This is a genomic window from Brachybacterium sp. 107 (genome assembly GCF_052379725.1).
Lineage (GTDB): Bacteria > Actinomycetota > Actinomycetes > Actinomycetales > Dermabacteraceae > Brachybacterium.
The window spans coordinates 184,142-204,218 of sequence record NZ_JBQSYW010000001.1 but is presented as its reverse complement, the minus strand read 5'-3'; the positions used below and the strand labels follow the sequence as shown (position 1 = coordinate 204,218).

Annotated in this window: 21 protein-coding genes; 6 read left to right on the top strand and 15 right to left on the bottom strand. The window is 70.2% G+C overall.

What is annotated here, in order from left to right; translation table 11 throughout:
- Positions 1 to 270 precede the first annotated feature (270 nt).
- Entirely contained in the window at positions 271 to 1,740 is a 1,470-nt protein-coding gene (locus ACT3UL_RS00920; RefSeq protein ID WP_444576181.1) for a GuaB1 family IMP dehydrogenase-related protein, read from the top strand.
- Positions 1,741 to 1,886: 146 nt separating this feature from the next.
- A complete protein-coding gene (gene galE, locus ACT3UL_RS00915; RefSeq protein WP_444576179.1) occupies positions 1,887 to 2,885 on the top strand; it encodes a UDP-glucose 4-epimerase GalE in 999 nt (332 codons plus the stop codon).
- A 206-nt stretch (positions 2,886 to 3,091) separates the two neighbouring features.
- Here the strand turns inward: galE and ACT3UL_RS00910 are convergent, their stop codons facing one another.
- The 3 genes from ACT3UL_RS00910 to ACT3UL_RS00900 are packed head-to-tail and all read right to left on the bottom strand — an operon-like array spanning position 3,092 to position 5,375.
- Positions 3,092 to 4,576 (bottom strand): pyridoxal-phosphate dependent enzyme, encoded by a 1,485-nt coding sequence (locus ACT3UL_RS00910; RefSeq protein ID WP_444576178.1) that lies wholly within the window; start codon positions 4,574 to 4,576, stop codon positions 3,092 to 3,094.
- Complete coding sequence (gene ispF, locus ACT3UL_RS00905) at positions 4,576 to 5,076, bottom strand: 2-C-methyl-D-erythritol 2,4-cyclodiphosphate synthase (RefSeq protein WP_444576176.1); 501 nt, start codon at positions 5,074 to 5,076, stop codon at positions 4,576 to 4,578. Before ispF ends, ACT3UL_RS00910 begins: the two co-directional genes overlap by 1 nt.
- Positions 5,076 to 5,375 carry a PTS sugar transporter subunit IIB gene (locus tag ACT3UL_RS00900; protein WP_444576175.1) on the bottom strand — a complete coding sequence of 100 codons (300 nt, stop codon included), beginning with the start codon at positions 5,373 to 5,375 and terminating at the stop codon, positions 5,076 to 5,078. The genes ispF and ACT3UL_RS00900 overlap by 1 nt, the downstream gene beginning before the upstream one ends.
- Before the next feature lie 150 nt (positions 5,376 to 5,525).
- On the opposite strand from ACT3UL_RS00900, the gene ACT3UL_RS00895 reads away from it, so the two are divergent.
- Both ACT3UL_RS00895 and ACT3UL_RS00890 read left to right on the top strand, forming a co-directional pair.
- Complete coding sequence (locus ACT3UL_RS00895; RefSeq protein ID WP_444576173.1) at positions 5,526 to 6,281, top strand: IspD/TarI family cytidylyltransferase; 756 nt, start codon at positions 5,526 to 5,528, stop codon at positions 6,279 to 6,281.
- Between the two features lie 10 nt (positions 6,282 to 6,291).
- Entirely contained in the window at positions 6,292 to 6,603 is a 312-nt protein-coding gene (locus ACT3UL_RS00890) for a hypothetical protein (RefSeq protein ID WP_193117880.1), read from the top strand.
- Positions 6,604 to 6,696: 93 nt separating this feature from the next.
- Here the strand turns inward: ACT3UL_RS00890 and ACT3UL_RS00885 are convergent, their stop codons facing one another.
- On the bottom strand, positions 6,697 to 7,521 hold the full coding sequence (locus ACT3UL_RS00885) for a 2-C-methyl-D-erythritol 4-phosphate cytidylyltransferase (protein ID WP_444576171.1): 825 nt from the start codon (positions 7,519 to 7,521) through the stop codon (positions 6,697 to 6,699).
- A 14-nt stretch (positions 7,522 to 7,535) separates the two neighbouring features.
- Positions 7,536 to 8,018 carry a CarD family transcriptional regulator gene (locus ACT3UL_RS00880; protein ID WP_444576170.1) on the bottom strand — a complete coding sequence of 161 codons (483 nt, stop codon included), beginning with the start codon at positions 8,016 to 8,018 and terminating at the stop codon, positions 7,536 to 7,538.
- 323 nt (positions 8,019 to 8,341) lie between these two features.
- Between ACT3UL_RS00880 and ACT3UL_RS00875 the strand changes: the two genes are divergently transcribed.
- Entirely contained in the window at positions 8,342 to 8,833 is a 492-nt protein-coding gene (locus ACT3UL_RS00875) for a hypothetical protein (RefSeq protein WP_444576168.1), read from the top strand.
- Positions 8,834 to 8,915: 82 nt separating this feature from the next.
- Here the strand turns inward: ACT3UL_RS00875 and ACT3UL_RS00870 are convergent, their stop codons facing one another.
- Both ACT3UL_RS00870 and ACT3UL_RS00865 read right to left on the bottom strand, forming a co-directional pair.
- Positions 8,916 to 9,617: a response regulator gene (locus ACT3UL_RS00870; protein WP_444576166.1), complete on the bottom strand. Its 702-nt coding sequence runs from the start codon at positions 9,615 to 9,617 to the stop codon at positions 8,916 to 8,918.
- A 1-nt stretch (position 9,618) separates the two neighbouring features.
- A complete protein-coding gene (locus ACT3UL_RS00865; protein ID WP_444576165.1) occupies positions 9,619 to 10,929 on the bottom strand; it encodes a sensor histidine kinase in 1,311 nt (436 codons plus the stop codon).
- A gap of 174 nt (positions 10,930 to 11,103) precedes the next feature.
- Here ACT3UL_RS00865 and phoU point away from each other — a divergent pair, with 174 nt between their 5' ends.
- A complete protein-coding gene (gene phoU / locus ACT3UL_RS00860) occupies positions 11,104 to 11,778 on the top strand; it encodes a phosphate signaling complex protein PhoU (RefSeq protein WP_444576164.1) in 675 nt (224 codons plus the stop codon).
- A gap of 160 nt (positions 11,779 to 11,938) precedes the next feature.
- Here the strand turns inward: phoU and ACT3UL_RS00855 are convergent, their stop codons facing one another.
- The 8 genes from ACT3UL_RS00855 to ACT3UL_RS00820 form a co-directional block, all read right to left on the bottom strand.
- Positions 11,939 to 12,304, bottom strand: a complete 366-nt coding sequence (locus ACT3UL_RS00855; RefSeq protein WP_444576163.1) for a DUF4235 domain-containing protein — start codon at positions 12,302 to 12,304, stop codon at positions 11,939 to 11,941.
- A 50-nt stretch (positions 12,305 to 12,354) separates the two neighbouring features.
- Positions 12,355 to 13,398: an LCP family protein gene (locus tag ACT3UL_RS00850; protein WP_444576162.1), complete on the bottom strand. Its 1,044-nt coding sequence runs from the start codon at positions 13,396 to 13,398 to the stop codon at positions 12,355 to 12,357.
- Positions 13,399 to 13,450: 52 nt separating this feature from the next.
- On the bottom strand, positions 13,451 to 14,314 hold the full coding sequence (gene trmB / locus ACT3UL_RS00845) for a tRNA (guanosine(46)-N7)-methyltransferase TrmB (RefSeq protein ID WP_444576160.1): 864 nt from the start codon (positions 14,312 to 14,314) through the stop codon (positions 13,451 to 13,453).
- Positions 14,315 to 14,321: 7 nt separating this feature from the next.
- A complete protein-coding gene (locus ACT3UL_RS00840) occupies positions 14,322 to 14,747 on the bottom strand; it encodes a Rieske (2Fe-2S) protein (protein WP_444576158.1) in 426 nt (141 codons plus the stop codon).
- A 99-nt stretch (positions 14,748 to 14,846) separates the two neighbouring features.
- Complete coding sequence (gene def, locus ACT3UL_RS00835) at positions 14,847 to 15,413, bottom strand: peptide deformylase (RefSeq protein WP_444576156.1); 567 nt, start codon at positions 15,411 to 15,413, stop codon at positions 14,847 to 14,849.
- Complete coding sequence (locus tag ACT3UL_RS00830; RefSeq protein ID WP_444576154.1) at positions 15,410 to 16,609, bottom strand: YihY/virulence factor BrkB family protein; 1,200 nt, start codon at positions 16,607 to 16,609, stop codon at positions 15,410 to 15,412. Before ACT3UL_RS00830 ends, def begins: the two co-directional genes overlap by 4 nt.
- A gap of 100 nt (positions 16,610 to 16,709) precedes the next feature.
- On the bottom strand, positions 16,710 to 19,256 hold the full coding sequence (locus tag ACT3UL_RS00825; protein ID WP_444576152.1) for a glycoside hydrolase family 65 protein: 2,547 nt from the start codon (positions 19,254 to 19,256) through the stop codon (positions 16,710 to 16,712).
- Complete coding sequence (locus ACT3UL_RS00820; protein ID WP_444576150.1) at positions 19,253 to 19,999, bottom strand: HAD family hydrolase; 747 nt, start codon at positions 19,997 to 19,999, stop codon at positions 19,253 to 19,255. Before ACT3UL_RS00820 ends, ACT3UL_RS00825 begins: the two co-directional genes overlap by 4 nt.
- Between the last annotated feature and the right edge of the window lie 78 nt (positions 20,000 to 20,077).

Genomic DNA, 20,077 nt, shown 5'->3' with positions numbered 1-20,077 from the left:
ACGGCGCGCCACCGGGCCACGTGCGCTTCGGGCTCGCAGCACCGAACGCGCTCTCGCGGTTCCGGCGTGCTTCATCTGGCGGCATGGGCGTGGACTGGACGCGTCGGACCGGCTCCTGATGTCTGCCGGATCGACGGCGTCGTCGCCGAGAGGCCGAGGAAGGGTCCGTCATATGCTCCATTCTAGATTCTCGAGGACGAATCGTCCCCCATCCGCTTGTGAGAACCTCGTGGAGGTCGATCCGCTGCCGGAGATCCGTAGCATGGACCCATGCGCCTGATTCATACTCCGTCGACGGACCTCACGTACGACGACTGCTTCTTCCTGCCCGCACGCTCGGCGATCACGTCCCGATTCGATGTCGACCTCGCCAGCGATGACGGCACCGGCACCACGATCCCGCTGATCGCCGCGAACATGACGGCCGTCTCCGGCCGACGTATGGCCGAGGTCATGGCCCGTCGGGGCGGCCTCGCCGTCCTGCCCCAGGATCTCTCCCCGGAACGACTGGACTCGATCATCCGATCCGTGAAGCAGCGCGATCACGTCGTCGACCATCCGCTGACCCTCACCTCCGACGGCACCCTCGGCCAGGCCGCGGACCTCCTGCCCAAGCGGCCCCACGGCATCGTCGTCGTGATCGACGACCAGCGCCGCCCGCTGGGTACGATCTCCGCCGAGGAGATCGCCGGACGCGACTCCTTCTCCGCCGTCGGTGACGTGCTGAGCGCCGATGTGCCCGTCCTGCGCCCTGCGGATCTGCAGGTCACCCCCGCTGAGCTGCACGCCCGCATCGCCGCCACCCACCACGAGGCCGCGATCGTCGTCGACGACGAGAGCGAGGGCGGTGCCCTGCGGGGCGTCCTGACCGCCACCGGCGTGCTGCGCTCGACCATCTACCGTCCCGCGGTCGACGCGGACGGCGGCCTGCGGATCGCCGTCGCGGTCGGCATCAACGCCGACGTCGCGGCCCGGGTGGAGGAGCTGGTCAGGGCGGGCGCCGACGTGATCGTGCTCGACACCGCCCACGGCCACCAGGACAAGATGATCGAGGCGCTGCGCACCGCGCGCGGCGTGATCGGGGACCGCACGTCGACGCCGGTGCGTCTGGCCGCCGGGAACGTCGTCACGGCAGAGGGCACCCGCGAGCTCATCGAGGCCGGAGCCGACATCGTCAAGGTCGGCGTGGGTCCGGGCGCCATGTGCACCACCCGCATGATGACGGGCGTCGGCCGCCCCCAGTTCTCCGCCGTCCTGGAGTGCGCCGCCGAGGCGCGCCGGCTGGGCGGCCACGTGTGGGCCGACGGCGGCGTGCGCCATCCTCGCGACGTCGCGCTCGCGCTCGCCGCCGGGGCCTCCAACGTCATGATCGGCTCCTGGTTCGCCGGCACCTACGAGTCCCCGGGACAGATGCGCACGGACGAGAAGGGGCGGCGTTACAAGGAGAACTTCGGCATGGCCTCCAAGCGCGCCGTCTCCCATCGCACCGCGCACGAGGACGCTTTCGCGCGCGCCCGCAAGGGACTGTTCGAGGAGGGCATCTCCACCTCACGCATGTTCCTCGCCGAGGGCAAGGGCGGCGTCGAGGACCTGCTCGACGAGATCATGGCCGGCGTGCGCTCGTCCTACACCTACGCCGGGGCGAGCAGCACGCCCGAGTTCCGCGAGCGGGCCGTCATCGGCCTGCAGGGAGCAGCGGGCTACGCCGAGGGTCGGCCCGTGTCCAGCTCCTGGAGCTGACGGACGCAGATCCCTCTCGGAGCCGCCGCGGTCGCGGACCTCGGTCAGCGACCATGGTCGGCGGCCGCGGACAGCGACCGCGGTCGGCGTCTGCGGGCCGTGGTCGCGGCGGCTCCGACCTGCACCGGCCCGGTAGGATTCCGGGTATGACAACTCTCGTGATCGGTGGCGCTGGATACATCGGGTCGCACGTGGTGCGACTCCTCCTGGAGCAGGGGCAGAAGGTGGTCGTGGTCGACAACCTCTCCACGGGGATCCTGGAGCGCACGAAGGGCGCCGAGCTGGTCGAGCTCGACATCACCGGGTCCGATGCGAGCGAGAAGCTCGCCTTCCACCTGCGGGCGTCCGGAGCCGATTCGGTGATCCATTTCGCCGCGCACAAGCAGGTCGGCGAGTCCGTCGCGAACCCCGAGATGTACTGGCACGACAACATCGGAGGACTGGCCAACGTGCTGGCCGCCTGCGCGAGCGCCGAGGTGCGCGACGTGGTCTTCTCCTCGTCGGCGGCCGTCTACGGCGTACCGGACGTGGACCTCGTGACCGAGGACCTCACCCCGCAGCCGATCAACCCCTACGGCGCGACCAAGTACGTCGGGGAGTGGATGCTGGCCGATTCCGAGCGGGCCCACGACATGCGCACCGTCGCCCTGCGCTACTTCAACGTGGCCGGTGCCGGCTGGCCCGAGCTCGCGGATACCGCCGTGATGAACCTCGTGCCGATCGTGCTGGACCGCCTCGAGCAGGGCAAGGCTCCGATCGTCTTCGGCGACGACTACGACACCCCCGACGGCACGTGCATCCGCGACTACGTCCACGTGCTCGACCTCGCCCACGCGCACATCGCGGCGCTGGACTACCTGCGGGGCGAGGACCGCCCGCATCGTGTGTTCAACGTCGGCACCGGCGAGGGCTCCAGCGTGCTCGAGGTGATCGACGCGATCGCCCGCGCCCAGGGGACCGAGATCATCCCCGAGATCGGGGAGCGCCGCGCCGGTGACCCGGCCCGCCTGATCTGCTCCGGCGACCGCATCGCCCAGCAGCTGGGGTGGAAGTCCGAGCATGGCCTGGACGACATCGTGCGCTCCGCCGTCGAGGCCCGCGCGCAGAGCATCGCCCCGGACGTGGAGGCCTACCCCGAGGCCTGATCCGGGTCCCGCCCATGGATCGGGCTGTCGAGTGATGCGGTTTGTGGATCGATGCGCGGTTCAGCATCGGTCCTCAGGCCACACTTTTCGTGGGCTCGTGGGCTCGTGGGCTCGTGGGCTCGTGGGCTCGTGGGCTCGTGGGCTCGTGGGCTCGTGGGCTCGTGGGCTCGTGCGTCGGCGGGCGGTCCGTGGGCCCCGTCATGCACTCAGGTGAGGTAGCGATAGATGGGGTCGCTGGGGTCGACCCGTTCGATCTCCATGTTCGAGGCCGCCATGCGGGACATGAGCGGTTCGAGATCCGCGCGATCACCGATCTCGAGCCCCACCAGAGCAGGGCCCTGCTCACGGTTGTTGCGCTTGATGTAGTCGAACAGGACGATGTCGTCGTTCGGCCCCAGCACCCGGTCCAGGAATCGGCGCAGCGCTCCGGGCTCCTGCCGGAAGGTGACCAGGAAGTAGTGCTTGAAGCCCTCGTGCACGAGGGAGCGCTCGATGACCTCGTGATACCGGGAGACATCGTTGTTGCCGCCGGAGATCACCACGATGATGTCACCGGTCCCGGAGCCGTCGGGGGAGTCACCCGCGCCCGATGCCGGGGAGGTCGGTTCCCGGGAGTCCCGATCCGGGGAATCCGGTCCCAGGGAGTCCGGGTCCTCGGGGTCCTGGTCGAGCGCCCGACGTGCAGAGTCCTGATCGGCGGCGGCCTGAGCGGCAGCCGCCCGATCCGCGGACTCCTGGTCCTGGTATCCGAGATGCTGGATCGTCCCGGTGGCGACGGCCGTCGCGGCCAGCGCCCCCGCCGGCTCCGCGATGATCCCGTCGACCTGGTAGAGCGAGAGCATCTCCGTGCACACGGCACCCTCGTCGACGCCCACCAGCTCCGGCTGGATCGCCGTGACCACGCGCAGCGGCTCCGACCCGACCCGACGCACGGCGGCGCCGTCCACGAAACGATCCATCTCCTGCAGCGTCACCGGATGTCCGACGCGCACGGCAGCAGCCATGGACGCGGCGCCGGCGGGCTCGACCCCGACGATCCGCACCGACGGGAGGCGCTCCCGCAGCCAGGCACCGCAGCCGCCGATCAGGCCGCCGCCACCGATCGGGAGCACCATCGTGCCGGGCTCCCGGCCGTGCTCGCTGCGCAGCTGGTCCACCGCCTCCAGCGCCACGGTGCCCTGACCGGCCATGATCAGAGGATGATCGAAGGGCGGCACCAGGGTGGCCCCTGTGCGCTCCGCATCCGCGGCCGCGGCCTCGGCCGCGTCGTCGAAGGTGTCCCCGACGAGGATCAGCTGCACGAGGTCTGCGCCGATCGCGGTGATCCGCTCGCGCTTCTGGCGCGGCGTGGTGCTCGGCACGTAGATGCGGCCCTGGATCCCGAGGGCTCGGCAGGCCCGGGCGACACCCTGGGCATGGTTGCCGGCGCTCGCGGCGACCACACCGGCCTCCCTGGCCTGCGCGTCGAGGGAATCGAGGAAAAGGTGCGCGCCGCGCAGCTTGTAGGAGCGCACCGATTGCAGATCCTCGCGCTTGAGCCAGACGGGGACCCCGGCACGCGCGCTCAGCCGCTCGCTGTACTCCAACGGGGTGCGCCGGAGCACCGGGGCGAGGCGCTCGGCAGCGGCCTCCACCTCGGCGGCGGTCACGGGCAGGTCGGGCAGCGACAGATCGGCCAGGGGCATCGACATCACTCCTCCTCGGCGATGATCAGGGCGGTCGCCATCGCGGCGACACCTTCGCCGCGTCCGGTCAGGCCGAGCGCGTCCGTCGTGCTGCCGGAGACCGACACCGGGGCGCCGACGGCCGCGGACATCGCGGCGCAGGCCTCGTCGCGGCGGGCGGACAGCCGGGGGCGGTTGCCGATCACCTGGACCGAGATGTTGCCGATGGTGAATCCGGCCTCACGGACGGACCGTGCGGCCTCTTCCAGGAGTCTCGTCCCCGAGGCGCCGGCCCATTCCGGACGGTCGACCCCGAAGTGCGTGCCGAGGTCGCCGAGGCCCGCAGCCGAGAACAGGGCATCGCAGGCCGCATGGCAGGCGACGTCCGCATCGGAGTGCCCGGCCAGACCGCGCTCGCCCTCCCATCGCAGCCCCGCGACCCAGAGCTCGCGGGGGGCGTCCTCGGCGGCGAAGGCGTGGACATCCACTCCGAGACCGACGCGCGGCAGCCCGGATCGGGCCGTCATCAAGCGGTACCCTGCTCGTCGATCCGTGCCAGCAGACGATCGATGTCGTCGTAGGTCACCTGGGGGTTGGTCCCCAGCAGCAGGGGCATCCCGGAGATCTGCGGGATGCCGAGGGCGGCGGGGAGGTCGACGGTGCTGACGACGAGGTCGGCGTGGAAATCGGGCGAGAGCAGGTCCATCACGGTGGCCTGCACGACATGGGCTTCGCGGCTGCGGGAGGCGATGTGATCGCGCACATGCTCCGCGACCAGCGCGGAGGTCGCGATCCCCGCGCCGCACACGATGGCGATGGTCAGCATTCGGACTCCTGGAAGGTCGATGGTGGGAGGCGGTCACCGGCTCCGTGACGGACGGGAGCAAGGGATCGTGAGCGCACTCGGCAACAGTCGATTCTGTCACGAGTAGGGCGGGCGGCGCACGGGGGACTCCCAGCCGTCTACGATGCCTGCGTGACCCAGACCCGTCGACTCCGTGCCTCCCGCCGCCGCGGCCGCGCCGCAGGTGTGGTGCTGGCCGGTGGATCGGGGACCCGTGTAGGGGCCGGGATCAACAAGGCTTTCCTGCCTCTGGCGGGACGCAGCATCGCCAGCTGGGGGATCAACACCCTCGGCACCGTCGAAGGGGTGGGCATCCTCGTCTTCGTCGTGCGCCCTGAGGATCTCGAGCATGCGCGCTTCCTCGCCGGCCGCGAGACGGACCTCCGCCTCGAGATCATCACCGGCGGCGACACCCGGCAGGAGTCGGAGCTGCTCGCCCTGCGGCACCTGGCCGACCGCATCGATGCCGGGGTGATCGACACCGTGCTCATCCACGATGCCGCGCGGCCCCTGGTCTCCCATGGGCTGGCGGCCGCCGTGCTGCATGCCGCCCGCGAGACCGGGGGAGCGGTGCCGGGGATCCCGGCCACCGAGATCGCTCCGGTCGCCGGGACGGGCGAGCTCGCCGCGGAGGGGGCGAGCACGCTGGACACGCTGGTCAGGGTGCAGACCCCGCAGGGGTTCGACGCCGCGACGATCCTGGACGCCTACGAGGCCGCGGCCCGCGACGGATTCGTCGGCACCGACACCGCCTCGTGCGCCGAGGAGTACACGACGATCCCGGTGACCTGGGTGCGCGGCGAGGAGACCAACTTCAAGATCACCTATGCGCAGGATCTGCTCCTGGCCCAGGACGTGGTGACCGCGCTAGGTTTGAGGACAGGGTGAGGAGGAACTGATGGCTGTCGAGGAGAGCTTCCTGCGATGCACCGCCTGTGATCAGGAGGCGGAGCACGTGGTCGTGTATGCGGGGCGGTTCGTCTCGGAGATCCAGTGCACCGGCTGTGGGGCGGTGACCCGTCTGGACGTCTCCGACGAGTACCTCCCGGATCTCCGCCAGCGGATCTCCAGCAAGCCCGGTCGGCTGATGCGCAGGTTCCGTCGTGACCCTGGCGAGCTCGCCACCAGTCTTCCGCAGCGGACGCTGTCGAAGCCTCTGCGGATGGTCGAGGAGTTCCGGACGGTCTGGCGCAGCCGCCGGGAGGACTGAGGCCGGGAGGACTGAGACCGGGAGGACTGAGACCGGGAGGACTGAGGCCGGGAGGGCTGAGGCGAGCGAGGTCCGGCGCGCGGCCTGCGGGGCTCAGGCCCGGCGGGCGAGGCCGTAACAGTGCGAGGTGTCCCGGGCCAGCCCGAGGGAGATCTGCGCCTGCCAGAGGCTGAGCCGATCCACCACGGCGAAACCCGAGTGCGATCCGTGCACCGTGCGCACGGCGGCTCCGTTGCCGAGGGCCGCCAGGATCTCGTCGAAGCGCTGGCCGCCACCTCCACCGACACCGCCACTGATACCGGGTGAGTCCGCGACCGTGTCCGTGGGACGCGGAGCTCCCGGAGTCCCCGGAGCGTCGGAGCCGGGATCGGGCATCGGCCGGGCCAGAGCACTCTCGAGCACCTCGCGCCGCAGGAGCCGGGGGCTCTGCATACCGACCACGGTGGAGCGATCGATGTTGCGCAGCCCGTCCGGACGGACATCCTTCACGGAATCGGTCATCGCCACGACCGGGAGCACGGCATCGGTCTGCGCATCGAGGGCGGCGAGGACCTCGGAGACGGTGGAGGCCGGGGTGAGGGCGCGCTCGGCGTCGTGGAGGAGCAGGAGGTCGTCATCGGCGGCGCCCAGGGCGGCGGTCAGCGCCTCGCGACGATCGCCTGAGCTGCCGATCACCCGGCACCGATCGCCCAGGAGGAGGCGCAGCGCCGTGACGGCGTCATGGGGGGCGACGACGACCGTGCTCGGCAGGCCGACCTCGGCCAGCGTGCCGAGGAGGCGTTCGATGAGCCGCGAACCGCCGAGCGTCTCCAGGCACGGAAGGGTGGTCCCGTGGGAGACGCCCGGTGCGGGCGGCGCGAGGGCGAGGACGACCGGTCGCACGGAGGCGACGGACGGCCGGGCCGGGAGAGCTGTCATGTCTCGTCCGTGCGTCAGGACGCGAGGACCTCGTCGAGGATCGACTCGGCGTTGGCCTCGTCGGTCTTCTCCGCGAGTGCGAGCTCGGAGACCAGGATCTGGCGCGCCTTCGCGAGCATGCGCTTCTCCCCGGCCGAGAGGCCGCGGTCCTGGTCCCGCCGCCACAGGTCGCGGACGACCTCGGCGACTTTCTTGACGTCACCGGACGCGAGCTTCTCGACGTTCGCCTTGTAGCGGCGCGACCAGTTGGTGGGCTCTTCGGTGTAGGGCAGTCGAAGCACCTCGAAGACCTCCTCGAGGCCCTCCTTGTCCACCACGTCCCGCACGCCGACGAGGTCGACGTTGTCGGCGGGGACCTCGATGGTCAGATCGCCTTGAGCGACCTTGAGCTTGAGGTAGGTGCGGTCCTCGCCCTTGATGGTGCGGGTCTTGACCTCTTCGATGAGTGCGGCCCCATGGTGCGGGTAGACGACTGTCTCGCCGACGGCAAAATTCATGTGGTGGGTCCCCTTTCCGCCGACCAGTCTAGCATCGCTGAGCCGTGATAGGATCCGCGATCCTCTGCGAATGTGCAGTTCACGGGCGGTTCACCGAGTGCGGGGACGAGAATCCGGGTGCCGTGCGCACCGTTGTGTGCGGCCGGATGACCCGGGTCGGTGACGGGGTGGCGCACGTGAGGAGCGCGACGTCCGGCCATGGTTCGGCACGCTCGCCCCGAGCCCGCGCCGGGCGGAGCGGATCCGTGCTCGCGATGAGGTAACCTGTCAGGGCTGTCCCAGAACTTTCCGCCGTCCTCAGCGGCATCGAACAGGAGTCCTCCGTGCGCCGTCCTCGCCGTCTTGTGCTCTCCGCAGCCGCCGTGGGCCTCGCCCTCGCCGCATCCGGCTGCTCGTACCTCAGTCCGGTGCAGACGCACGACTTCTATGAGGCCGCTGATGGCACCAACGCGAACCTCGAGCAGTCCGGCGCCCTCTATGCAGGCATGCGCAACACTCTCATCGTGGTGGGCGAGGACGGGTCTGCGACCTTCTACGGAACGGCCGTGAACTACTCCGACGAGACCATCTCGATCGACCTCGAAGGAACCGCCGACGGCACCGCCGTCTTCTCGACCAGCGTCTCCGTCCCCGCGCACGAGACGGTGGCGCTCGGCCCCGATGAAGGGCAGCAGCAGGTCCCCCTCGAGGAGGTCCCGGTCAAGCCCGGCGCCCTCATCGATCTCGACGTCTCCGTCAGCGGCGAGAGCACGACGATCACGCTCCCCGTTCTCGAAGGATCCGTCGGGCACCTGAGCACGTCCGCCCAGGGCTGACCGCTCCGCACGAGCGCATCATGACGAACGCCCCGCAGCCAGGCTGCGGGGCGTTCGTCGTCGGGCGATGACCACGGGCAGGTCAGCTGCCGGATCCGCCCGCGGATTCGAACTTGTAGCCGAGGCCGCGCACGGTCACCAGCTGCACGGGGTTCTTCGGGTCGTCCTCGATCTTGGCGCGCAGGCGCTTGACGTGGACGTCGAGGGTCTTGGTGTCGCCCACGTAGTTCGCCCCCCACACCCGATCGATGAGCTGGCCGCGGGTGAGCACCCGGTCGACGTTGCGCAGCAGGATCTCCAGCAGCTCGAACTCCTTGAGCGGCAGGGCGACGTCCTGGCCGCGGACCTGCACGACATGGCGCTCCACATCCATCACGATGTGGCCGGCCTGCAGGGTCGCGTCCTCGTCGGCGTCGGCCGAATCCTGCCCGCGCCGGAGCACGGCCTTGATGCGGGCGAGCAGCTCGCGGGAGGAGTAGGGCTTGGTGACGTAGTCGTCGGCACCGAGCTCGAGGCCCAGCACCTTGTCGAACTCGTCGTCCTTCGCGGTGAGCATGATGACCGGGACGCTCGAGGTGCGTCGGATCTCCCGGCACACCTCGGTGCCGCTCATCCCGGGCAGCATGAGATCCAGGAGCACCAGGTCCGCGCCATGGGTGGCGAAGATCCGCAGACCGTCCGTGCCGTTGTCCGCCACGGCGACCTCGTAGCCCTCCTTGCGGAGCGAGTAGGACAGCGGGTCGGAGAACGATTCCTCGTCCTCCACGATCAGGATGCGCGTCATATCAGGTTCCCTTTCCCGACCGGTGGTCGTTCGCCACGGTCCGTGAGATGGTTCCGGGCCCGGTGGGCCCTGTCGTGCCGGCGGCCGACGAGATGCGGCCCTCCCCGGCAGAAGTCGTCGAGCCCGTGCGCTCCGGGGCACGGGGCGATGGCGCGGATATCGTCTCGGTCTCGCCCATCTCCGGCAGACGGAGCGTGAAGGTCGAGCCCTGGCCCCGCATCGACCAGGCCGTGACCTCGCCGCCGTGATCGGTGGCGATGTGCTTCACGATCGCGAGCCCCAGGCCGGAGCCGCCGGTGCTGCGAGACCTCGCCCGGTCCACCCGGAAGAACCGCTCGAAGACCCGTTCCAGGTTCTCCTTCGAGATCCCGATGCCCTGGTCCTTGACGGACAGCTCGACCATGCCTCCCTCGCGCCGCACCGAGATGCCGATGCGGGTCTGCGGATCGGAGTAGGAGATCGCGTTGGAGATCAGGTTCGACAGCGCCGTGGTCAGCATCGAGGAGGAGCCGTAGACCCGCAGCCCGCTCGCCCCGCCCACGGCGACCTCGATCTGGGAGCCGAGCGCGACGTTGTGGTTCAGGGCCACGGCGTCGTCGACCACATCGTCGATCTCCACGGGTTCGGCGTCGGGCAGCGAGGAGTTCCCCTGCACGCGGGAGAGCTCGATGATCTCCTGCACCAAGTGCGAGAGCCGCTGTGATTCGCTCTGCATGCGCCCCGCGAAGCGACGCACCGCGTCGGGGTCCTCGGCCGCGTCCTCCATGGTCTCCGCCAGCAGGATGATCGCCCCGACCGGAGTCTTGAGCTCGTGGGACACGTTGGCGACGAAGTCCCGGCGGGTCTCCTCGACCCGCACCGCGCGGGTGAGGTCGTCGGCCAGGAGCAGGGCGCCGTGCTCGCCGAGGGCACCGATGCGCACGTCGATCACGGCGTCGGTGTCGGTGGCGGCCTGGCTCGAGCGCTTCAGGGAAAGCCGCTCGTCGCGGAAGCCGCCGTTGCGGCCGACGTCCGCCGCGAGATCCAGGAGCTCGGTGTTGGCCAGGCGCGGGTAGTCGCCCTCGGCGGCTCGCACGATGCCGTAGGAGTAGGCGAGAGGGGAGGCACGCAGCACGTCGCCGCTGCCGTCGAGCACGACGTACGCCGACGACAGGATCGCCAGCACCTCGGCGGTGGCCTCGGGGATGCCCTGCTGCGTCGCCACGGGCGCGGCCGTGCGGCGACGGTCGGAGCGGAGGAACGCCAGCGTCGCGGCGCATCCGATCACGAGTCCGATCGCGCCGGCGAGCAGGAGGAGGACAGTCAGGGGCACGGGGACAGCCTAGGCCTCCGGGCTCTGCGGTCCTGCCCGCGGCCAGGGTGTGGAGCACCCGGGCAGGCAGGAGTTCATGCCGACGTCTCCGGGAGTTCACCGTCCGACGGGCGAAGTTCATCCGGGATTGCGACACTCGAGGAGAACACCCACGTCGGATTGAGGAGCACACCCATGCGCGAGGCGTACCAGAGCGACCTGCGTCATATCGTCGACGACCTGCTGGACATGGCAGAACTTGTCGGGACCGCCCTGGAGGCGGCGACGCGCTCTCTCCTCGAGGGCGATCTCGGCCTCGCCGAGCGTGTCATCGCGGCGGACCCGCACATCGACGAGCGGCAGGTCGAGCTCGATTCCAAGGCCGTCGAGCTGCTCGCCCGCCAGGCACCCGTCGCGGGCGATCTGCGGCTGCTCGTCGCGGCTCTGCGCATGAGCTCCTCGCTCGAGCGCATGGGCGACCTGTGCGCCCACGTGGCGCTGATCGCCCGCCGCTCCCATCCCGAGCTCGCCGTCCCTGCGCGGCATCGCGAGCAGATCGCGCGGATGTCCGAGCTGGGTCGGGCCGCGCTGCAGGAGGCCGCCCAGGTCATCGCCGATCGCGATCTCGCCCTGGCCGCCCAGGTGGAGAAGGACGACGAGGAGCTCGACGACCTGATGCTCGAGGTCTCCCGCGAGATCTCCCGCGGCGAGGGCTACTCCAACGGCCAGGTCGTCGACCTCACCCTGCTGATCCGCTTCTACGAGCGGATCGGCGACCACGCCGTGTCCCTCGTGCGCCGGGTCGGGTTCCTGGTCACCGGGGACTCGCTGGACACGCTCAACGAGCGCGTCGACGTCAGCGAGTTCTGAGCGCGCTCCTGCCGTACTGATATCCCGCAGCCCCGGCGTGCCGCCGTCCCGACATGCCGCCGCCCCGGCGTCCCGGGGCACGGACGATGCGGAGAAGGCCTCTCACGGAACTCCGTGAGAGGCCTTCTCTGCGTGCTGCGAGCTGTGCGCGGTGGCCGGATCAGCCGCGGTTGCTGCGGGGCCGACGTGAGACCACGCGCTCGGCGCCCGTCTGAGCTCCTCGCCTGGCCATCATCTTCAGGCCCTGCAGGAGCACACCGGAGACTGTTGCCCACAGCAGCATCTTCCAGATCGGCTGATCGTCGGCGGGGTCCTTGATCGCCTCGATCTCCGCCTTCGACTGCCCCTCCTTCTTGGCCTGCTTGCGGCGCTTCTGGGCGTCCTTCTGCGCGGCCTTGGTCGCCTTGACGGTCGGGGCTTCCTCCCCGAACACGGCGCCCCAGCCGGCGGAGGCAGCCTTGTTGCCGAGGATGGAGGCGACGATTCCGGCGAGCGGCACGGCGATCTTGACGAGTGGATTGGCCACGAGGTTCCTCCAGGCGATGGGTGATGCGGCGGACTGGGCGGGGCCCCGGGTCAGTAGGCCCCTGCGTACTGAGCGTAATAGGTCCCCATGCCGTCCGTGCGCAGGGCATCGCGCAGGATGTCCATCCCGTCCTCGTCGGTGCCCACGACGCTCGCGCCACCGCTGGTGGTGGTGGGTCCGGAATGGGGGACCGAGAGGTAGTAGATGTCGCTGCTGCGCACCGAGCGCATCGACAGCCCGAGCTGGACCATCGCGGTGCCGCTGAGGCCCTCGTCGGTGGTGAGGAACGGGGAGATCGACTCGACCGTGCTCGCGAGCTTCCCCGGATCGCTGAGGGTGTCCGCGCTGATCAGCTTGGCCGCGATCCCGCCCAGCACGGCCTGCTGGTTCCGGTTGCGCTGGAAGTCGCCGTCGGAGAACTGCTTGCGCTCGCGCACGAAGGTGAGTGCCTCCTCGCCGTTCAGGGTCTGGACGCCCTCGGTGAACTGGTGGCCGCCGGCCTCGAAGTCCTGCGGGATCTTCACGTCGATGCCGCCGAGCGTGTCTACCAGCCCTTGGATGCCCTCGAAGTCGATGAGGGCGACATGGTCGATGGGGACGCCGACGTAGTTCTCGACCGTCGTCACCGCGAGGCCCACCCCACCGAAGGCGAGGGCGGCATTGATGCGGTCCTTGCCGTAGCCGGGGATCTCGACGTAGAGGTCGCGCGGGAAGGAGGTGACGTAGACCTCCTTGTTGTCATCGGAGACGTGGACCAGCATCATGACGTCCGAGCGCTGACCGCTGACGCCCTGCGCCTTCGCGTCCTCGGCCGATCGCTTGTCCGAGCCGAGCAGCAGGAAGTTGCGGCCTGCTCCGGCCTCGGGGCGCTCGCCGTCGGAGGCGCCGCGGGTGATCTGCACGACCGTGCGCTTCTCGTAGGAGTCGTTGATGCCACGCAGGTAGTTCGCGACCACGAGGCCGACGCCGAGCACCAGGACGGCGACGAGTCCGAGAGCGATCAGGGCCATGCGGCGCCCGCGCCGCTGGCGAGGGTCTGGCTGGTCGTCGTCCTCCCAGTCGGAGGGCAGTTCGACGTCGTCAGGGGCGTTCATAGGGGCTCGCTCTCAAACAGGCGTCACTGGTCGCGACGGAGGTCCTGAGGGTCTAGGCGGGGGCATCGCCCGAATGCCGAGGCACCCTGACGTACGCGAGATCCCATACTAAGCGTCCGGCGGCCCGTCCCTTGTTCTCGAAGCTGGTCTTCACACGACCCTCGAATCGAGGTGCCCATCCTGTGCGCGCCATGCTCTCGGAGATGGCGTCGCTGCTCTCCTCCCCGGGCCGGGCACCGTCGGGATGGAGGTTCTCGAGCTCGGGACGAGCATCGAGATGGTGACGCATGTGATGGGCGTACTGCGCCCAGTCGGTGGCCAGTCGGAACGCGGCGCCGTCGGCGAGCAGCGGCAGCACGGCGTCCAGGAACGGCGGGTTGATGAGGCGGCGCTTGTGGTGGCGGGCCTTGGGCCACGGATCGGCGAAATAGACCCAGAGCTCCTGGATCGACGCCTCGGACAGCAGCACGGGAAGGCTGCGCTGCGCATCGAGCGGCAGGAGACGGAGGTTCCGGGGACGCCCGGCCCGGTCGATCCGGTTCAGGGTCTGGGCGAGGCCGGGGCGGTACACCTCGACCGCGAGGAAATCACGGTCCGGATCCGCAGCGGCGGCGGCGACGATGTTCTCGCCCAGACCGCTGCCCACCTCGACGACGAGCTCGGCGCGCCGGCCGAAGACCTCGAGGAGGTCGAGGGTCGCATCGGGGCCCGGGACGGTGTCGCGATCGCCGCGGGAGGGATCCAGGACGTAGTCGTCCGAGAGGCGATCCCAGGCGCTCTGACGGCTCGCGGTCAGCCGCTCGCCACGACGCACGAAGGAGACGATCTCGCGCGGGGACTTCTCCTCCGGATCGATCTGCTCGGGATCGGGCTGCTCGAGATCGGGCTGCTCGGGCTCGGACGGCTCGGACGCCATGGCGCGCTCAGCCCGCACGACGGACGAGGCCGTCCTCGACGACCACGGACACCTCGGGGAGCTGCCGGGTCGCAGGGCCCACGAGGACCTCACCGGTGGCCGCATCGAACTTGGAGCCGTGGCACGGGCAGTCGAGCTCGGCCTCCTTCTGGGCGAGGGCGCAGCCGTTGTGGGTGCAGTACCCCGAGTAGGCGGCGAGGTCGTCGCCGGCACCGCGGACCAGCAGCACGAAGGGCTGCTCACCGCCGAAGTTCACCAGCGTGCTCTCGTTCTCCGGGACGTCGTCCAGGGAGATCGCGCCGTCGTCGGCCCGCACCGGTGCCGCCGTGCCGAAGCCTTCGTCCTGGGGGCCGCAGGCGGCGAGGCCGCCGAGCGCGGCGGCGGAGGCGGGCAGCAGGAGGGCATGACGGCGGGAGAGGCACGGGCGTTCCATGGCCTCAGGATAGCCAGCGTTGCTGGGCGTGGGCGATGCGGGGACCGCCGCTGTGACGCGCCGGACCACCGGAGGACCGCGGCCGGGCCGGGCAGCGGGTCAGACGTCGGCGGCCTCGAGCTCCCGGGGATCCCAGGTGCGGATCCCCTGGGCGCGCCAGCCGCGGTCGGTCACGGCGTCCAGCGCCTCGCGCTTGCGGGCGGGGGAGAGGCGGTCGAGGTACAGGGAGCCGTCGAGATGGTCGACCTCGTGCTGCAGGGCGCGGGCCAGCACCCCGCCCTCGTCCTCGACGACGACGGGCTCTCCCTCGAGGTCGATGCCGGTGACGCGGGCACCACGGTGGCGGGCGGTCGGGAATCCCTCGCCGGGCACCGAGAGGCAGCCTTCGATGGTCTCCTCGTCGAGCTCGATCCCGCCGAAGCGTTCCAGGCGCGGGTTGAGGACCACGCCGCGCTGCACGGTGCCGTCTGCGTCGGCGCAGGAATAGACGAACAGGCGCCAGCGCGAACCGACCTGTGGCGCGGCGAGCCCGGCACCGTCGGCGGCGTCGTTCGTCTCGAACATGTCCGCGACCAGGGTGCGGATGTCGTCGGTGATCTCGCGGACCCGACGGGTGCGCTGCTCGAGTGCGCGATGGCCGACGATCGTGATCGGGCGGACGCTCATGCGGGGGTATCTCCTGAGTGGGGCGGGTCGGTGTTCTCGGCGGGGTCGGATGGCTCGGCGGGACCGGTGTGATCGGTGTTGTCGGAGCGGGTGACGACGCTGTACTTCGTCGGCGGGTTCACCGCGAGCAGGTTGCCGGCATCGACGATCCAGGGCCCGCGCGCGCGGCGCAGCGGCTCCCCGGTGCGAGCGGAGCCCGCGACAGCGCGCCCGATCTCCTCGGCTCCGGCGGCGTCATCAGCGAGGAAGTTCAGGGTGTGGGTGGCGTGGGGATCCAGCACGATGCTGTCCCAGGCGTCGAGGCCGCTCGCGATCTGCCGCGCGCGCAGGAACTCGGCATCGAGAGCGGCACCGGAGACGACCACGATGTTGGCCAGCCACAGCAGCAGCAGGATCGCGATCAGTCCGTTGAGCACCGTGAGCACCTCGGCGAAGCGCGTCGCGTACACCAGCAGGCGGCCGGTGAGGAGCGCGGCACTGAAGAGCACCAGCACCGTGACCGTCGAGCCGAGGGTCATCAGCCGGTAGCGGGGGAGGCGCACGTTCGGGAACGAGTAATAGGCCAGGGACACCCCGATGATCAGGATGACCAGGAGGATCGGCCACTTCACGAGGTTCCAGGCGAGGAAGGCGATCCGCGGGATGCCGATGAACTCGCCGATCCGCTGCGAGGCCTCGCCGCCGACGACGATCATGCCGATCGCGAGCAGCACCACGGCGACGATCAGCACGGTCTCGCCGAAGACGATCGTGCGGAACCACAGGAAGGGGCGGCCCTCGCGGGTGTCGTAGACGCGGTGCATGGCCCGATGGAAGGCCGCGACCCCGTTGGAGGCGGAGACCAGCGAACCGATCGTGCCCAGCGTCAGCCCCAGCAGCCCGCCGCTCGTGGAGGAGACCGCGCGGATCGCCGAGAGGAAGGGGCGGGGATCCAGCGTCGGGAAGATCTCGGCGGTCATCGAGGTGAACGCCTTGAGGGTCGTGGCCTCGACCCCGATCAGGGACAGCATCGAGACGGCGGCGACCGCGCCCGGGAACACCGAGAGCAGCAGATAGAACGTCATGGTGCCCGCGACGTCCCAGACCTGGATGTCCAGCAGGCGCATCCGCACCCGGTTCAGGACATGCAGGACGCTCAGCCGTGGTCGGGCGTACTCGACCATCGGCTTCGGCCGACGGGGGCGGGATGCGGACACCGTGTGCTCGTGCTCCGGGGGAGGGGACAGGGGGAGGACGCCCAGGAGGGCGCGGCTGGAGCCTATGCCACCGGAGCCGGCTCGGCCGTCTCAGGGCAGGTCAGCCCTCCTCGATGAGGTCGTCGGGATCCGTCGTGATCGGGTATTCCCACGGATCGTCCGGATCCTTGGGAACGTGCGAGGTCACGATCGATCCGTCCGCACGGGGGTCCCCGAGGCCGACGGGCGTGGCCAGCACGGCGTCATCGAGGACGGGGCCCTGATCGGGGAGGGGCACGACGGTACCGAGCACCGTCACCGTCACGGTGGTCCCGCGCACGGTGACGTCGATCTCGGGGCCGGTCTCGAGCGTGAAGGAGATCTCCTCGCGCCGCAGCCGCACCCGGATCCGGGAGCCCCGCATCGTCAGGGGGAAGACCAGCTCCGGCCAGTCGACCGGGAGGCGCGGATCGAAGGAGAGACGCCCGTCGTCATGGCGCATCCCCCCGAAGCCGTGGACCAGAGCGTTCCAGACGCCGCCGGCGGAGGCGATGTGCGCGCCGTCAGCGGTGTTGTGGTGCAGGTTGCCCAGATCCACGAACAGCCCGGCCCGGAAGTAGTCCAGGGCGGCCTTCTGATGCCCGACCTCGGCCGCCATGATCGACTGGACGACGGCGGACAGCGAGGAGTCGCCGGTGGTGATCGGGTCGTAGTACTCGAAATCGGCGCGCTTCTCGGCGGCGGTGAACTCGCTGCCGCGCAGGAACAGCGCGAGCACCACGTCGGCCTGCTTGAGCACCTGGAAGCGATAGATCACCAGCGGGTGGAAGTTCAGCAGCAGGGGGAAGGCGTCGGCCGGCGTGCTCGCGAGATCCCAGACCTCGCGCTCGAGGAAGCGATCCTCCTGCAGATGGATCCCCAGGGCCTCGTCCTTGGCGACGTACATCCCGTCGGCGCATTCGTCCCACTGCTCGAGCTCCAGCTCATCCAGGTCGAGCTCGACCAGCAGGGTCCGGTAGGCGGCGTCGTCGGCGTCGTGCAGCTCCCGCACGGCGCGGGCGGCGCGACGCAGGTTGAAGCGGGCCATGACGTTGGTGAACATGTTGTTGTTGACCACCGTCGTGTACTCATCGGGGCCGGTCACGCCGTGGACGTGGAAGCTCGCCGTCCCGTCGGCGGTGGTGCGCCAGAAACCGAGATCGGCCCACATACGGGCGGTCTCGACCAGCACCCGCACGCCATCGCGGTGCTGGAAGTCCAGGTCGCCCGTGACGTCCACGTACTGCGCGAACGCATAGGCCACGTCGGCATTGATGTGGTACTGCGCGGTCCCGGCGGCGTAATAGGCCGAGGCCTCGTCGCCGTTGATGGTGCGCCAGGGGAACAGCGCCCCCCGCTGATTCAGCTCGCGGGCGCGCTCGCGGGCCTTGGGCAGCAGGTTGCTGCGGAATCGCAGGGCGTTGCGGGCCCAGCGGGGCTCGGTGAACGTCAGGAAGGGGACGACGTACACCTCGGTGTCCCAGAAGTAATGGCCCTCGTAGCCGGACCCGGTCAGGCCCTTGGCCGGGATGCCCCACTGGTCCGAGCGTGCCGCGGCCTGGGCGAGCTGGAACAGGCACCAGCGGGTGGCCTGCTGGGCGGCGGGCTGCCCCGGCAGCTCGACATCGGAGCGCGTCCAGAAGTCGTCGAGGTAGTCGCGCTGGTCCTGGTGCTGCGCCTCGAAGCCCTCGGCCCGGACCCGGTCCAGCGTGCGGCGGCAGCGGTCGAACAGCTCCCGGTGGGGGACCGAGCGGGAGGAGTGGTACGCCACCGCCTTGCGCACGGTCAGCGTGTTGCCCTCCTCGAGGTGGGCGCGCACCACCTGGCGACCGCGATCCGCACTGGTGTCGACCAGCTGCTCGACCTCCGCGTCGCACTCGACGGTGTGATCGGCACCGACGGCCAGGGTCATGCCCGAGCTCGCCACGCGGTATCCCAGGAGCATGCGCCGCTCGCTGTGCCAGTCCTGCTGCGGCTCGAGCACGCGATGCGTGAAGGCGGTGGTCTGCCGGGGGTCGTCCTTGTCCGTGATCGGACCGCCGTCGACCCCCTTGCCGTAGTCGTCGGCGATGTCCTGCCGGTTGATGATCTGGGAGGACACGGCGACGGGTGCGGCCCCGTCGAGCATCGTGACCTCGAGCGTCATCAGGGCGAGATGGCGCTGCGTGAAGGACACCATGCGGGAGGTGGCCACCTTCACCCGCTTGCCCGACGGCGTGCGCCAGATCAGCTCGCGCCGCAGCACGCCCTCGCGGAAGTCGATCCAGCGCTCGTACTCCAGGAGGTCCGCGATCGACAGGAGCAGGGGCTCGTCGTCCACGTACAGCTTCATGACGGTGGAATCGGGCACCGAGATCATGGTCTGGCCGGTCCGGGCGAAGCCGAAGGCCGATTCGGCGTGGTTGATCCGCCAGGTCTCGTGGAAGCCGTTGAGGAAGGTCCCGTGACTGTCCACGTCCCGGCCCTCGGAGGGCGTCCCCCGCATCCCCAGGTAACCGTTGGCGGTCGCGAACAGGGTCTCGAGGTGCCCCAGATCCCCGCCGGGACGGGACTCGACGAGCCGCCATTCGTCCAGGGGCAGATGGGTGCGGTCGACGGGATCCTCGGGCACGGAGCGCAGGCGGGTCATGCGAGCTCCTCCAGATCCTGGACGACGAGGGTGGCGCCGGCGGCCGCGAGGGCCTCCGCGCCCGCTCCACGATCCACGCCGATGACCGCGCCGAAGGCGCCGTCGGCCCCGGCCCGGACGCCCGAGACGGCGTCCTCGTAGACCACGGCGTCGGAAGGGTCGACGCCCATCAGGCGGGCGGCGTGGAGAAAGGTGTCCGGGGCGGGCTTGCCCGGGAGCCCCTCGCGCGCCGCGACGTTGCCGTCGACGATGTGCTCGAAGCGCTCGAGCAGACCGGCACCGCGCAGCACCTCCTCGGCGTTGCGCGAGGAGGAGACGATGGCCGGGCGTGCTCCTGCGGGCAGCGTGTCCAGATAGGTGACCGTCCCCGGGTACGGGACGACGCCCTCCTCACGGATCATCCTCAGGACGAGTTGGTTCTTCCGGGTCCCGAGCCCGCGGACGGTCTCGGCCCCCGCGGACTGGTCGACGGGGTCCGCATCCTCGCCCTCCGGCAGCGAGATGCCGCGCGCGGTGAGGAAGGCCCGCACGCCGTCATAGCGGGGGCGCCCGTCGACATGGGCGAAGTAGTCCTCGTCGGTATAGGGCTCGGCGATGCCCCGCCCCGCGAGGAAGTCGCTGAACATGCGGGCCCAGGCCCTCATGTGGACCTCGGCCGTCGGCGTGATCACGCCGTCGAGGTCGAAGAGGTGGACCGTGAAATCAGACGGTCGGAAAGGAGTCTCGGCAGTCACGCGGCACATGCTACGGGCAGTGCCCTGAGGGGGCATGCTCGTGGAGCATCGGCTCACAGCGGACGGCGTGCCGTGATGTGCCGTGGC

Excerpts from the sequence above, each read along its gene's own strand:
- ACT3UL_RS00920 (WP_444576181.1), top strand. The coding sequence starts at position 271 with ATGCGCCTGATTCATACTCCGTCGACGGACCTCACGTACGACGACTGC.
- galE (WP_444576179.1), top strand. The coding sequence starts at position 1,887 with ATGACAACTCTCGTGATCGGTGGCGCTGGATACATCGGGTCGCACGTG.
- ACT3UL_RS00910 (WP_444576178.1), bottom strand. The coding sequence starts at position 4,576 with ATGTCGATGCCCCTGGCCGATCTGTCGCTGCCCGACCTGCCCGTGACC.
- ispF (WP_444576176.1), bottom strand. The coding sequence starts at position 5,076 with ATGACGGCCCGATCCGGGCTGCCGCGCGTCGGTCTCGGAGTGGATGTC.
- ACT3UL_RS00900 (WP_444576175.1), bottom strand. The coding sequence starts at position 5,375 with ATGCTGACCATCGCCATCGTGTGCGGCGCGGGGATCGCGACCTCCGCG.
- ACT3UL_RS00890 (WP_193117880.1), top strand. The coding sequence starts at position 6,292 with ATGGCTGTCGAGGAGAGCTTCCTGCGATGCACCGCCTGTGATCAGGAG.
- ACT3UL_RS00885 (WP_444576171.1), bottom strand. The coding sequence starts at position 7,521 with ATGACAGCTCTCCCGGCCCGGCCGTCCGTCGCCTCCGTGCGACCGGTC.
- ACT3UL_RS00880 (WP_444576170.1), bottom strand. The coding sequence starts at position 8,018 with ATGAATTTTGCCGTCGGCGAGACAGTCGTCTACCCGCACCATGGGGCC.
- ACT3UL_RS00870 (WP_444576166.1), bottom strand. The coding sequence starts at position 9,617 with ATGACGCGCATCCTGATCGTGGAGGACGAGGAATCGTTCTCCGACCCG.
- phoU (WP_444576164.1), top strand. The coding sequence starts at position 11,104 with ATGCGCGAGGCGTACCAGAGCGACCTGCGTCATATCGTCGACGACCTG.
- ACT3UL_RS00850 (WP_444576162.1), bottom strand. The coding sequence starts at position 13,398 with ATGAACGCCCCTGACGACGTCGAACTGCCCTCCGACTGGGAGGACGAC.
- trmB (WP_444576160.1), bottom strand. The coding sequence starts at position 14,314 with ATGGCGTCCGAGCCGTCCGAGCCCGAGCAGCCCGATCTCGAGCAGCCC.
- ACT3UL_RS00840 (WP_444576158.1), bottom strand. The coding sequence starts at position 14,747 with ATGGAACGCCCGTGCCTCTCCCGCCGTCATGCCCTCCTGCTGCCCGCC.
- def (WP_444576156.1), bottom strand. The coding sequence starts at position 15,413 with ATGAGCGTCCGCCCGATCACGATCGTCGGCCATCGCGCACTCGAGCAG.
- ACT3UL_RS00825 (WP_444576152.1), bottom strand. The coding sequence starts at position 19,256 with ATGACCCGCCTGCGCTCCGTGCCCGAGGATCCCGTCGACCGCACCCAT.
- ACT3UL_RS00820 (WP_444576150.1), bottom strand. The coding sequence starts at position 19,999 with ATGTGCCGCGTGACTGCCGAGACTCCTTTCCGACCGTCTGATTTCACG.